Annotated in this window: 16 protein-coding genes; 14 read left to right on the top strand and 2 right to left on the bottom strand. The window is 27.7% G+C overall.

Translation table 11 applies throughout. The annotated features are described in order from the left end of the window. The first annotated feature begins 1 nt into the window (after window position 1). Genes I4V51_RS05260 through I4V51_RS05235 form a run of 6 tightly spaced genes read left to right on the top strand, consistent with a single transcriptional unit; the run spans window position 2 to window position 4,674 of the window. Window positions 2-442 (top strand): MnhB domain-containing protein, encoded by a 441-nt coding sequence (locus tag I4V51_RS05260; RefSeq protein WP_195987269.1) that lies wholly within the window; start codon window positions 2-4, stop codon window positions 440-442. Next, the gene (locus I4V51_RS05255; RefSeq protein ID WP_195987268.1) at window positions 443-778 is read left to right on the top strand and encodes a sodium:proton antiporter; all 336 of its coding nucleotides are present in this window, start codon (window positions 443-445) and stop codon (window positions 776-778) included. Beyond that, window positions 775-2,784 carry a proton-conducting transporter membrane subunit gene (locus I4V51_RS05250; protein ID WP_195987267.1) on the top strand — a complete coding sequence of 670 codons (2,010 nt, stop codon included), beginning with the start codon at window positions 775-777 and terminating at the stop codon, window positions 2,782-2,784. The genes I4V51_RS05255 and I4V51_RS05250 overlap by 4 nt, the downstream gene beginning before the upstream one ends. 11 nt (window positions 2,785-2,795) lie before the next feature. After that, the gene (locus I4V51_RS05245; protein WP_195987266.1) at window positions 2,796-3,773 is read left to right on the top strand and encodes a complex I subunit 1 family protein; all 978 of its coding nucleotides are present in this window, start codon (window positions 2,796-2,798) and stop codon (window positions 3,771-3,773) included. A 12-nt stretch (window positions 3,774-3,785) separates the two neighbouring features. Further along, complete coding sequence (locus I4V51_RS05240; RefSeq protein ID WP_195987265.1) at window positions 3,786-4,229, top strand: NADH-quinone oxidoreductase subunit B family protein; 444 nt, start codon at window positions 3,786-3,788, stop codon at window positions 4,227-4,229. Then, window positions 4,222-4,674 carry a 4Fe-4S binding protein gene (locus tag I4V51_RS05235; RefSeq protein ID WP_195987264.1) on the top strand — a complete coding sequence of 151 codons (453 nt, stop codon included), beginning with the start codon at window positions 4,222-4,224 and terminating at the stop codon, window positions 4,672-4,674. Before I4V51_RS05240 ends, I4V51_RS05235 begins: the two co-directional genes overlap by 8 nt. A 49-nt stretch (window positions 4,675-4,723) precedes the next feature. Here I4V51_RS05235 and I4V51_RS05230 read toward each other — a convergent pair whose 3' ends face one another. Beyond that, window positions 4,724-5,026, bottom strand: a complete 303-nt coding sequence (locus I4V51_RS05230) for a hypothetical protein (protein WP_195987263.1) — start codon at window positions 5,024-5,026, stop codon at window positions 4,724-4,726. A 248-nt stretch (window positions 5,027-5,274) separates the two neighbouring features. On the opposite strand from I4V51_RS05230, the gene I4V51_RS05225 reads away from it, so the two are divergent. The 5 genes from I4V51_RS05225 to I4V51_RS05205 all read left to right on the top strand — a co-directional run bounded on the left by I4V51_RS05225 (window position 5,275) and on the right by I4V51_RS05205 (window position 8,474). Continuing rightward, on the top strand, window positions 5,275-5,766 hold the full coding sequence (locus tag I4V51_RS05225) for a hypothetical protein (RefSeq protein WP_195987262.1): 492 nt from the start codon (window positions 5,275-5,277) through the stop codon (window positions 5,764-5,766). Between the two features lie 179 nt (window positions 5,767-5,945). After that, on the top strand, window positions 5,946-6,491 hold the full coding sequence (locus tag I4V51_RS05220; RefSeq protein ID WP_195987261.1) for a methyltransferase domain-containing protein: 546 nt from the start codon (window positions 5,946-5,948) through the stop codon (window positions 6,489-6,491). A gap of 67 nt (window positions 6,492-6,558) precedes the next feature. After that, the gene (locus I4V51_RS05215; protein ID WP_195987260.1) at window positions 6,559-6,873 is read left to right on the top strand and encodes a rhodanese-like domain-containing protein; all 315 of its coding nucleotides are present in this window, start codon (window positions 6,559-6,561) and stop codon (window positions 6,871-6,873) included. Between the two features lie 134 nt (window positions 6,874-7,007). Beyond that, the gene (locus I4V51_RS05210; RefSeq protein WP_195987259.1) at window positions 7,008-7,880 is read left to right on the top strand and encodes an aldose 1-epimerase family protein; all 873 of its coding nucleotides are present in this window, start codon (window positions 7,008-7,010) and stop codon (window positions 7,878-7,880) included. 354 nt (window positions 7,881-8,234) lie between these two features. Then, entirely contained in the window at window positions 8,235-8,474 is a 240-nt protein-coding gene (locus I4V51_RS05205; protein ID WP_195987258.1) for a phage holin, read from the top strand. A gap of 72 nt (window positions 8,475-8,546) precedes the next feature. Here I4V51_RS05205 and I4V51_RS05200 read toward each other — a convergent pair whose 3' ends face one another. Then, window positions 8,547-9,338 (bottom strand): N-acetylmuramoyl-L-alanine amidase, encoded by a 792-nt coding sequence (locus tag I4V51_RS05200; RefSeq protein WP_347708643.1) that lies wholly within the window; start codon window positions 9,336-9,338, stop codon window positions 8,547-8,549. 196 nt (window positions 9,339-9,534) lie between these two features. On the opposite strand from I4V51_RS05200, the gene I4V51_RS05195 reads away from it, so the two are divergent. The 3 genes from I4V51_RS05195 to I4V51_RS05185 all read left to right on the top strand — a co-directional run bounded on the left by I4V51_RS05195 (window position 9,535) and on the right by I4V51_RS05185 (window position 12,320). Continuing rightward, complete coding sequence (locus tag I4V51_RS05195) at window positions 9,535-10,038, top strand: DUF4358 domain-containing protein (protein ID WP_195987257.1); 504 nt, start codon at window positions 9,535-9,537, stop codon at window positions 10,036-10,038. Window positions 10,039-10,630: 592 nt separating this feature from the next. After that, complete coding sequence (locus I4V51_RS05190; RefSeq protein ID WP_195987256.1) at window positions 10,631-11,329, top strand: response regulator transcription factor; 699 nt, start codon at window positions 10,631-10,633, stop codon at window positions 11,327-11,329. Beyond that, on the top strand, window positions 11,304-12,320 hold the full coding sequence (locus I4V51_RS05185; RefSeq protein ID WP_195987255.1) for a sensor histidine kinase: 1,017 nt from the start codon (window positions 11,304-11,306) through the stop codon (window positions 12,318-12,320). Before I4V51_RS05190 ends, I4V51_RS05185 begins: the two co-directional genes overlap by 26 nt. Window positions 12,321-12,379: the final 59 nt, after the last annotated feature.

Here is a 12,379-nt window from a genome sequence, read left to right as displayed (position 1 = left end):
TATGAGGAAGAGAAGAGATTCTATCTTAATATCTTGTACTAATTTAGTATTACCAATTTTGCTTACATTAGGGTTATATATTATAATCCATGGTCATTTATCACCAGGAGGTGGATTCCAGGGAGGAGTTCTAATTGCAGGGGCAATAGCTATTATCTATATTGGCTATGGAATTAAAGGAGTAAATAAAGGCATTGCAGCAAATACATTTAAAGTTGCTGAAGATATTGGGGCTTTAGGCTTTATAATATTGGCCTTTATAGGATTAATAGGTTCAGGGGTTTTCTTTGGGAATATTCTTGAAAAGGGTAATCCAGGAGATTTATTTTCATCAGGAAGTATATTTTTGATGAATTTTGCTGTAGGGTTTAAAGTTTTTGCAGGTATTTCATTTTTAATATTAATTATGATAACTAATTTAAAGAATAAGGAGGAGGAGTAGATGACAATTAATTATATTGGAGCTTTTCTTTTAATTGTAATTGGACTTGCAATAATTCTTTTGAAGAAAAACTTAATCAAGATAGTAATTGGGATGGGAATTTTAGATTCAGGAATTAATTTATTGTTAATTTCAATTGGATTTAGAATTAATGGTACTGCCCCAATATTTAGTGATAACAGTACTTATTTTGTAGATCCGATTCCTCAAGCCTTAACTCTTACATCTATAGTAATTGGTGCGTGTGTTACAGCACTTGCATTATCTATCGTAATTAAAATTAAGAAGCATTATAACAGTATAGACAGTGATGATATAAGGAGGATTAGAGGATGAGTATAGAGTTTATTAATAATCTTCCCATAATAGCCATAATGACTCCTTTTGTTTTAGCTTTTGTACTTGGATTATTTAAGGATAAATATATTAAAGTTAAAAGAACACTTGCAGTTATTGCAACAGCAGTATCATTTGTTTGTGTAATATTATTAGTTAAACCTATTTTAATTAACGGTGAAGTAATAGTAAATTGGATGGGAAATTGGATTCCTATGAGTGGAAGTGCTTATGGTATTGGACTAGAAATAGATTCATTAGGAGTATTTTTAGCATTAATAATTACAGGAGCATCACTTTTGTCAGTAGTATATTCATTAAAATATATGAGTCATGATAATGGGCTAGAAAAATACTATGTGTTATTTTTGTTGCTAACTTCAAGTATGATAGGTTTTGTATTTACTGGTGATTTATTTAATATGTATGTAATGCTTGAAATAATGACATTTGCAGCTATTGCATTAACTGCATTTAGAAATTATAAAGATAAATCAGTAGAGGCAGCATTTAAATATATAGTAACAGGTTCTTTAGGTTCATCATTAATTTTATTAGGAACTTGCTTAGTATATAGTGAAACAAAAACATTAAATTTGGCAGAAATAGCAGCAATAATAAATAGTGTAGATGTAATGAGTCCTACAATAATAGTAGCATTTTCACTTATGATGGTTGGGTATGCAGTTAAAGCATTTATGGTTCCATGCCATACATGGCCAACAGATGCACATATGGCAGCTCCTTCATCAATTTCAATGATACTTTCAGGAGTAATGAGTAAAACAGGAGTATACGCAATTATAAGATTAGTATTTATGATTTTTGGACTAGCATCAAATAAGCCAGTAGGATATTTAATATTAGTTTGGGGAGTTATAACAATGGTAATAGGTGTATCAATGGCATTGTTACAACATGATTTTAAAAGACTTTTAGCATTTCACTCAGTTTCACAAATTGGATATATTATAACAGCATTAGGTATTGCTATAGTAGAAATAGGGGAATTAAGCGTCTTAGCAATGACTGGTGGAACCTATCATATGATTAATCATGCTATATTTAAAGGATTATTATTTTTAACTGCCGGAGCTATTTTATATACTACTGGAACTACAGATCTAGAATCAGTTTCGGGACTAGGCAAAAGGATGCCATTTACTTTAGCAATGTTCTTATTTGGAGCAGCTGGAATTAGTGGAATTCCTCCCTTTAATGGATTTGCTTCAAAATGGATGATATATGAGGCTGGATTTAGTGGATCATTAGGAATAGTATCCATTATAGCAGTGGTGGTTTCAGCACTTACTTTAGCTTCTTTTATAAAAGTTGGACATTCTGCATTTTTTGGACCAGTGAAATCAGAGTATGCAAATATAGAAGAGATTCCAATATCAATGAAGATTCCAATGGGAATATTAGCATTAGGTACAGTTATATTTGGATTATTTCCTAAAACTGTAGTTAATAATTTATTACTTCCTGTAGTTAAGAGTATATATAATTTAACAGGATATATATTTGAAGCATTAGGTAATAATTATAATTTGGGATTAAATGCTAATAAGATAGTCGATGTAGAATTCCTAACAAATGGCATATATAATCCTACTAATTTTTTAATACTTTTTGTAGTATTATTGATTGCTATTTTAGTGTTTGTTATTTTCAAAAGTAGTGAATCAGGAGAAGAAATGCATGAAAAATCAGATAGTGAGTTTGATATGAGAATATTTAAAAAATATGAAAATCATAGTTCAAATGGTGTAAATTATTCGCAGGCACCTTTAGACTCTGCATGTAAATATGATATTTATGTTGGAGGAGAAGAGGGAGAAAATGTAAAGATTGGTGCTAATGATTTGTTTTGGGGAATGAAATATCAATTAAAGGGATATTTTAATAAGATACAGAAAGCTCATAGTGGGAGTGTTAATGATTATTCTTTATGGATAATAGTAACTTTGGTAATTGTATGTGTGATTACAATTATAATTTTATAGGAGGTGGGAATATGGAATATTTGAGTAAGTTAATATATTTAATTATATTCCCAGGGTTCATTTTTACAATGCTTGTGGGATTATTTTTGTCTGGCTTAGATAGAAAAGTAGTAGCTAGAATGCAACGTAGAAGGGGACCTAAAATTACACAACCATTTTATGATTTCGTAAAACTTTTAGGAAAAGATACTATAGTACCTAGAAATTCAAATGAACGCTTATTTATTATATCACCAATAATAGCCTTGGTTAGTATTTGTATAATACCAACATTGTTTCCTATTTATGATTGGTCATTTTTTGGTGGAACAGCTGATATAGTAGTAATAATTTATTTATTAATTATACCAGCAGTAGCAATGATAGTTGGAGGAATGGCTTCTGGATCACCATTTGCATCAATTGGAGTATCAAGAGAAGTAGTAGCAATGGTTGCATATGAATTACCCTTAATAACATCATTACTTGCTGTTTGTAAAAAAGCAGGTTTAATATTGGGGGAAGGAACAACATATTCTTTATCAGCTATAGCTAGTGCACAACAAAGTAACGGAAGCTTTATTTTTACTTTATCTCTAATTCCAGCTGCAATTGCATTTTTAATGATATTACCAGCAAAGATTGGAGTAGCGCCTTTTGATGTAGCAGAGGCTGAAACAGAGCTTTGTGAAGGTCCTTTAGCAGAATATAGTGGATTACACTTAGGGCTATTTAAACTTACACATAATATAAAGATTTATGTTATGACTGCATTATTTGTAGTACTATTTTTAGGTGGAATAGGTATAACTACAGGAAATAGAGGAATTGATTTATTAGTTAATACTATAATATTAATAATTTTAGTGATAGTTATTTCTATAATGTTTTTATCAATAGTTAGAGGCCTTATGGGAAGATATAAAACTAATCAAATGTTTAAATTTTATTGGACAGTTCCAACAATATTATCTTTATTAAGCTATGTATTAGTAAGCTTTAATCTTTAAGGAGGTATAAAAATGTCAATAATTGAAAAGGGAAGAAAAAGATCTCCTTGGGTATATCATGTAAATACAGGATCTTGTAATGGGTGTGATATTGAACTTGTAGCATTACTTGGACCTAGGTATGACATTGAAAGATTTGGTGTAAAGCTTGCTGGTTCGCCAAGACATGCTGATATAGTTGTTGTAACAGGTCCTGTGACAGTTCAATCAAGAGATAGAATGTTACGAGTTTTATCTCAAGTTCCAGAACCTAAGGTTGTTGTATCTATAGGATCATGTCCAGCATCATGTAATGTGTTTAAGGGCAGTTATTCTGTAGATGGCCCTCTAGATAAATGGACAAAAGTTGATGTAACAGTAGCAGGATGTGCACCAAAGCCAGAAGCTATTGCAAAGGGAATATTAGAAGCAGTTGAAATATTAAATAAAAAGAGGGAGGATGAAAGTTATGTTTAAACTTCCTTACTTTTTAGAAGGAATATCTAATATATTTAAGCCTGTACTAACTAATGAAGAGCCCATTGAGGAAGCAAAAGGAGCAGATAATTATAGAGGAAAGCTTTCTTTTGATTCAAACAAGTGTATTGGATGTGGAATATGTATTAGAGTATGTGCAGGAGAAGCAATAACTAAGGAAATGAAACTAGTAGAAGGTGGTCAAGAAATAAAAATGACTTTTGATTTAACATCATGTACATTTTGTGGATTATGTAAAGATTTTTGTCCTAAAAAAGCTATAACATTAACAGAAGAAATTTTTATGATTTCAGAAAATAAAGAAGAGTTAAGTATAGAGGGAAGCTTTATAAAAAAAGCACCTCCAAAACCACAACCTAAGACTAAAGAACAGATAATACCAAAAGAAACAGTGGTAAAAAAAGTTGAGGTTGAAAAGAAATAATTAAGAATATAGAAATAAGGCGCACTTGATGTGCGCCTTTACTATACTTTTAAGAATAAAAACTTTCAATTTTTGATGTGTTTTTTGTTAGAATAGTATTTGAAAGATCTTCTTGAAGTTTAGTGAATTTAGCAGATTGCCAAAGACCAAAGCATTTATCAAATTTATATAAAACTTCATTTATTTCAACTATTGCTATGTTATTTATATCAAAACCTTTAAATGAAACATTTTCTCCTTTGTCTTTTAAATATTTTAGAGCTTTACCTAATAATTCCTCAGGATCAGGAATATTTCTTTCTGCTAAAAAAATTTGAAATGAATCTTTTGTATTATTATAATTACTATCCATAGAAAAACCTCCTAACAATTCCCTTTCGTATTAATATTATATGCCTTATGTAAAATATTTACAATGAAAAAATGATGATTTATCAAAAAAATATTGGAATCAATTCCAAAATGATAAATTTATTAAGAAAAAACAAATTTATAATGATATTATAAAGACATAATTTTTATGTAAGAGAATTAATAGCTAATAATAAAAAAATATAAAGTAGCATATGTAACTGTATATTTTTATTTGAATAGGATGTAATGAAAAGTAATTTTAAATTTAGATTTATGAAAAATTGTAAAAATAATAAAGATAAGACAAATACTAATTCAAATACTAATACGAGTTCAAATACTAATTCAAGCATCACAGATGAAGAAAGAAATCAACTAATTAAGCAAATAGGAATTAGTAATTTATCGGAATTTGGAATTTGTTTAGTTATATATGCTTCTATACTTAATATACAATATCTTGAATGGAGTAAAGTAAAAATATTAGATCAATTAAATTCGACTAATTATGCAGAGACATTACAAGATTTAACAGAAGTGCCGAGAGGAGCAAATATACTATATTTATTTGTAATATCAATATTTACAGGGGTTTTATATGATAATTATCAAACTGCTTTATCACAAACAGGAGAAAATAGAAGTGAAAAAGAAATTAGAGATACCTATAAAAGATTTATTGCTATACTATTAATGCTTTTAGCAACCACAATGAATTTTGAAGTATTAAATTGTTAATTGATATTAGTACAAAAGAATTATAATTATTTATATGAAAAATATTAAAGATATTTACTTAATAGATAAGAATGGTATAAAATATATATTATTCAATATAATGATAAAAATTTAACTAATTGTAAAAAGTGTTCATTTTAAAATATATATTTTAAACAGGTATTAGGGGGAGAAGTATTATGAGAATAATTGTAGGAGCAGGAAAAACAAAATATAATGGATGGATTTCAACTCAGGAGCAGGATTTGAATTTATTATCAATAGATCAATGGAATGATTTATTGAAAAATGATGAAATAGAAGCAATTCTAGCAGAACATGTATGGGAACATTTGACCTATGAAGATGGAGAAATAGCAGCAAAAAATTGCTATAGATTTTTAAAGCCGGGTGGCTATATAAGATGTGCAGTTCCTGATAAAAATTTTAAAAATGAATGGTATCAAAATATGGTTAAAATAGGAGGACCAGGACACGAATCTCATCCAGCATATGAACATAAAGTGATATATGATTATAAAACATTGGTAAAAGTATTTGAAAGTGCTGGTTTTGAAGTAACGCTTTTAGAGTATTGTGATGAACAAGGTGATTTTCATTATAGAGAATGGGATGAATCAAAGGGGAAAATATGTAGAAGCTATAGATTTGATAGTAGAAATTCTAATGGTAAGTTAGGAATGGTTTCAATTATAATAGATGCAGTAAAACCAATAGATAAATAAATTTCTTGTAAATGAAATTTATTATTACTATAATTAATTTATATGAAATTACAAAAGAGGTGCAGTTATGAGTTCATTTAAATCAATTAATAGTACACAAGCTGAAAATTTAATTAAGGATTGTGAAAATTTAATTATTATAGATGTTAGAAGATATAATGAATATAAACAAAGTAAAATACCTAATGCAATAAATATACCAGTTGAAGAATTAGAATGGGAAATTGAAGACTTAAAAGAAAGTATAGATAAGCCTATATTAGTTTATTGTAAGGCTGGACATAAAAGTGCATTAGCATGTCAGATGCTAGAAGAAGAGGGATTTAGTAATTTATATAATCTAGGACAAGGAGTCCTTGGTTATAAAGGTACATTAGAATAGTATTAACGTATTTAAAATAGTAGATATTTATTATTTATTGTTTTAAATACGTTTTTTTGTTTAGTATTTTAATAAGATATTATATAATTATGTATAGGATATCATAAAAATAAAAGTGATTAGGAGAGATGAAAATGCTATATACACTAGAAAATGAAAAAGTTAGAATTATTGTGAGTAGTAAAGGAGCTGAACTTCATAATATTACATCAAAAGCTGATGGAACTGAATATTTATGGAATGGAAATAATAAATATTGGAGTTATCATTCCCCAGTATTATTTCCGATAGTTGGAAAGGTTAAAGATGGCACTTATAGAGTTGATGGAAAAGAGTATAATTTACCACAACATGGATTAGCTAGATTAAAGGAATTTGAGATGATTGAAAAAACTGATAATAAGATTAGTTTTGAATTAATTTATTCAGAGGAAACATTAAAGGTATATCCATATAAGTTTTCATTAAAAATTACTTATACGTTAGTAGAAAATGGCGTTATAACAGCATATACAGTAGAAAACAAGGATGATAAGGAAATTTATTTTTCAATAGGAGCTCATCCAGCATTTATGTGTCCTATGATGGCAGGAGAGATAATAGAAGATTATTACTTTGAATTTAATGAAAAAGAAAATTGTGATATTGTGCTTATAACTAAGGATGGTTATGTAAGTAGAGAAAGAAAAGAATATTTTAATGATAATAATATAATTCCATTAAGCTTTGAGACATTTAAAGATGATGCTTTGGTTTTTGATAGTTTAAAATCTACAAAAATAAGTTTAAAATCAGTTAATCACAATAAGAAATTAACTATGGATTTCACAGGATTCCCTTATATGGGATTATGGACAAAAGCTACAGGCGCACCTTTTGTATGTATAGAGCCTTGGTATGGACATGCTGATCTTGAAGATTTTAACGGAGAGTTAAAAGATAAGGCTGGTATTGAAAAATTAGAACTTGGAGAAGTATTTAATTCTTCATATACAGTTACAATATAATAATCAATAAAGAGTTAAGAGTTATAAAAGAAATTTTTTCAATGATTTCTATTTAATAATTTTTAACTCTTTATTTCTTATCTAATAAAATTACTATAATATAATAATTTTACTTATATTGATAAAAGGTAAAGATGATAATATGGTATTGATTATGAAAAAGATAACTATATAAGGGTGATATGATATTTTGATTAAGAAATTAATGAAAAAGTAGTAAAATGAAAGCTTAAAATTATTAATAGGTACAACAAGTTTAGTTTTAGGATTTATGTTTTATAAAAAAAGAAATTAATTTAGAATAGAACATAATAAAAACAAAAGAATATATTGGTATAAGAAGGAGGGAGTAAGATGAAAATTGATTGGGCTCGATTTAAAAATTATGGGTTATGGGTATCCATTTTTGCATTAATACCTCTTATACTAAATGCTTTTGGTGTGAAAATTGTACCGGAAGAATATACAGAAATAACTAATGCTATATTAGCAGTTTTAGTTGCTGCAGGAATTATAAGTAATCCAACAACAGAAGCAAAATGGTATTTAGATGATAAACAAGCTAATACAGAAGATGAAACAAAGAAAGAATGATGAAGATTATATAAAGTGAATTAGCCACAATATATAGATAGAAATAGCTATATATTGTGGTTTATTATTATCTTAATTAGTATCATCTCTATATTCAACTATTGCTTCAAAAAGTGCATTAGCACATTTTATTTGTCCAGCATCAGAAGAAAGAAATTTTTCGTCGGAAGAGTTTGTTAGGAAACCTAATTCTACTAAGGCTGAAGTTGTAGTGTTTAATTCTAAAACGGCAAGTTCCTCACCAGGAACATATGATTTTACACCACGATTAGTAGTATAATCTAAATCAATTAGAGCTTGTTGCAAGTATTTAGATAAGGTTAGACTACTATCATCAGAAGGATTATACCAAGTTTCAACTCCTAATATTTCATTGGAATCAGAACTATAGTTACAATGGATAGATACAAAGATATCTGCATTACATATTTTAGATATTTTTATTCTTTCTTTTAAGCTATCGTTAGCAGTTTCGATCCAATTCATGGTATCTGTGGAACGAGTATAAACAACTTTGAAGTTTCCTTCTTTTTCTAACAGATCACCTAATTTTAATGAAACAGCTAGTGTAATATCTTTTTCAGCAGTACCATTTGGACTTATAGCTCCATAATCCCAATCACCATGACCAGGATCTATGCATACAGTATAAAGTTTTTTTTCTTCAGTTTTTGGTATAGCTAGATTAAAGGTTGCAACAGTATTGTTTCTATTTGACATAATATTAATTATGGCTATTAGTATTATTGTTAATGGAATTGATAAAATTACAAGCCAAAATATTTTTTGTCTTTTTCTTTTTCGTTCATGAAGTAATTTTCGTCTTGAGTTTAAGTCGAAATTATTATTGTCTATACAAATCACCTCATTTCAAATTCGGCCTTAAAGGAAAAATATACTTCCTAAGTATAAGTATAATTAAAAAAATAGTTATTGTAAATAAATGGAAATTAAAAATGTGAAAAATTTTTTTGAATGTTGGGAACAATTCTAATATTAAGATAGTCTAATAAGTGATAAAACAATTAAGATAAAAAATTAATGAAGTGAGGTTATAAAAGTGAAAAAGATATTAGTAAGCATGTTAATAGCAGTTATGGTTGGAGCAACTTTAACTGGATGTGGAAATAAAAACTCAGGAAATGATTCAGCAACAGAACAAGGTGCTCAACAAAACTCTTCAATTTCTGCAAAAGAGGTTGTGGAAAAATTAAATGAAGAAGGATATGTAAGAATGCCTGGGGAAATAGATGATAATATGGCAAAAGACATATATCACTTAAATTTAGATGATGTAGAAGATTATGGTATATTAGAAACACAAATATCTCCAGGACCAGGATTAATTGTAGTAGTTAAGGCTAAGGATGGAAAAGTTGATGCTGTTAAAGCTTCAGTTGAGGAAATATTACAAGATAAAATAGGAAATGCTTTTTATCCTGAAGAAAAAGAAGTTGCTGAAAATGCAGAAGTAAGAGTTGATGGAAATTTAGTTTCATTATTTATACTTAATAGTGAAGTTGCATCAGATGCAGAAGCTAAATATGCAGAATTAATTAAATAGTTTAATAAAAAAGAGGCTAATTATTTATCAACGGGTTCCGTTTCTGGGTGCAAAAGTTGCTAAAAAGGTAAAAATCTGAAGAGAAATCACACTATGATTCACACATGAAATCACATAGTTGGTTTCTCTTATTTTTTGGCTTAAATACTAAGATTAGCATTATTTTAAATACCTATATGTATCAAAAATCACATTCATAATCGCATACAAAATCACAAGTGTTTTTAAAAAATAATAAATCTATTAGATTTGTGAATACATATGTGAATTTCATAAGTAATATCTTTATGAGTAAGGGTTTATGGAATGTTTTGTAAATTATGTTAATATAATAGTAAATAAGTGGTGAAGAATTGTATTATTATGCGAGTTAGTTGATTATTAAACTACTCGATGAATAGGAATTTATCGGTGTGTTTATGTTTTAACTTCCATGTTGTAGATAATTTAATTATAATCAATATTTTTAAATTCCTTAACCATAGCTTTCAGTATTGGTTAGGAGTTTTTATTTATATAACTAAAAATATATTCGAAAAAATAGAATTTTATAGTATCATTAATAAAGAACAAATGAAATTGAGAGGTAACTATGAAGATCTTATTAATAGAAGATGATGTAAAGCTAAAAAAATATATAAGTGAATATTTAGAGGTTTATGATTATAAAATCACAACAATAGATGATTTTGATAATGTGATGGATATAGTAAATACAGTAAATGCTAATTTGATAATATTAGATATAAATTTGCCAAAGTTTGATGGATTTTATTACCTAAGACTTATTAGAAAAAAATATAAAACACCAGTAATTATCTTGTCTGCAAGAAGTGATGAAGGTGAACAAATAAGAGGAATGGAGTTAGGTGCAGATGACTATGTAACCAAACCTTTTGTTATTGGAATATTACTAGCAAAGATAAATGCCTTGTTAAGAAGAACTAATGAGTACATAGATATAAGTAATAGCAATAAGCAGATAATCAATAAAGAGGATACAGCTTTAGCTCTAATTCATGAAAGTATGAAATTAAGATGCAAAGATAAAATTATTGAGCTTACAAAAAACGAATATAGGATACTTAATATTTTGTTAAGTAACACGGGCAAAGTAGTTACTAGAGAAGAAATCCTTGAAGCATTATGGGATGATACAGTTTTTGTTGACGATAATACCTTAACTGTAAACATGACAAGAGTTAAGAAAAAATTAAATGATTTAGATATTGAAAATGCAATTGTAACTAAAAGAGGAGTAGGCTATGTATTTAATGGAATTGATAATTAAGGTAGGTAAGGCTAAAAGCAGAGAGCTATTAGCACTTGCAATGAATACTTCAGTTATTATCTTATTTTATTACTTACTATTTGAAAATAGCGAAGTAATATACCCAGTGATGCTTAGTGCTTTTATCATAAGTATATATTTTATTTTTGAGCTTATCAAATATAGAGTATTTCAAGAAAAATTAAAAGATAGTGAAGTTAGTCCTAATTATACAAACACAAATTTAACCTCAGATGAAGAGGAGATTTTAAATACTATTAGTAATATTCATAGAGGATATTTAAATAGAATTGATATATTAAAACAGGAAATAGATGAAAGAGAGCAGTTATTTTCACAATGGATTCATAATATGAAAACATCTATAACTATAATTGATTTAGCTTGTGAGAAGAATGAACTAACTAATGGAAGCAATAAATATGTTCAGGATATAAAAGAAGAAAATAATATCCTGAAAAAGAATTTAGAGGAATGTTTAAATGTATTAAGATTAGATGATTTTTCAAGAGATTATATAACTACATCCTGCAATCTAAAGGATATAGTAAATATTGTAGTTAACTCAAAAAAAAGAGATTTTATATATAAAGGTGTATTCCCAAAAGTTGATATAGAAGATGATATTAATATTTATACAGATAAAAAATGGTGTACATATATGCTAGAGCAAATAATTGCTAATGCTATAAAATACTCTAAAGATAAAAAAGGTAATAACATAGAAATATCTGCAGTTAGAAATAATGAGGATATTGAACTTTTAATTAAGGATGCAGGAATAGGTATTAGGAAAGAAGATTTACCAAGAGTTTTTGAACCATTTTTTACAGGAAATAATGGAAGAAAAGAAAGAAGCTCAACTGGTATAGGACTTTATATGGTTAAGATAATAGCTAAAAAATTAGGACATAGCTTAAGTCTAGCTTCACAAGTAGGTATTGGAACAGAGTTTAAGATAGTATTTAAAGATAATATATTAGACCTGTAACCTTTCAAAAATGTAAGATTATGTAAGGTTTATCGATTAGAGAGTTTTAAGCTCTCTTT

Source organism: Clostridium sp. D53t1_180928_C8 (assembly GCF_015667795.1).
In the GTDB taxonomy this organism is placed as follows: Bacteria; Bacillota; Clostridia; order Clostridiales; family Clostridiaceae; genus Clostridium.
This window is presented reverse-complemented; position numbering and strand designations above follow the sequence as displayed.

Coding starts and splice junctions, on each gene's coding strand:
- I4V51_RS05190 (WP_195987256.1), top strand. CDS start 10,631: ATGAAGATCTTATTAATAGAAGATGATGTAAAGCTAAAAAAATATATA.
- I4V51_RS05245 (WP_195987266.1), top strand. CDS start 2,796: ATGGAATATTTGAGTAAGTTAATATATTTAATTATATTCCCAGGGTTC.
- I4V51_RS05240 (WP_195987265.1), top strand. CDS start 3,786: ATGTCAATAATTGAAAAGGGAAGAAAAAGATCTCCTTGGGTATATCAT.
- I4V51_RS05215 (WP_195987260.1), top strand. CDS start 6,559: ATGAGTTCATTTAAATCAATTAATAGTACACAAGCTGAAAATTTAATT.
- I4V51_RS05225 (WP_195987262.1), top strand. CDS start 5,275: ATGAAAAGTAATTTTAAATTTAGATTTATGAAAAATTGTAAAAATAAT.
- I4V51_RS05250 (WP_195987267.1), top strand. CDS start 775: ATGAGTATAGAGTTTATTAATAATCTTCCCATAATAGCCATAATGACT.
- I4V51_RS05185 (WP_195987255.1), top strand. CDS start 11,304: ATGTATTTAATGGAATTGATAATTAAGGTAGGTAAGGCTAAAAGCAGA.
- I4V51_RS05205 (WP_195987258.1), top strand. CDS start 8,235: ATGAAAATTGATTGGGCTCGATTTAAAAATTATGGGTTATGGGTATCC.
- I4V51_RS05255 (WP_195987268.1), top strand. CDS start 443: ATGACAATTAATTATATTGGAGCTTTTCTTTTAATTGTAATTGGACTT.
- I4V51_RS05260 (WP_195987269.1), top strand. CDS start 2: ATGAGGAAGAGAAGAGATTCTATCTTAATATCTTGTACTAATTTAGTA.
- I4V51_RS05220 (WP_195987261.1), top strand. CDS start 5,946: ATGAGAATAATTGTAGGAGCAGGAAAAACAAAATATAATGGATGGATT.
- I4V51_RS05230 (WP_195987263.1), bottom strand. CDS start 5,026: ATGGATAGTAATTATAATAATACAAAAGATTCATTTCAAATTTTTTTA.
- I4V51_RS05235 (WP_195987264.1), top strand. CDS start 4,222: ATGTTTAAACTTCCTTACTTTTTAGAAGGAATATCTAATATATTTAAG.
- I4V51_RS05210 (WP_195987259.1), top strand. CDS start 7,008: ATGCTATATACACTAGAAAATGAAAAAGTTAGAATTATTGTGAGTAGT.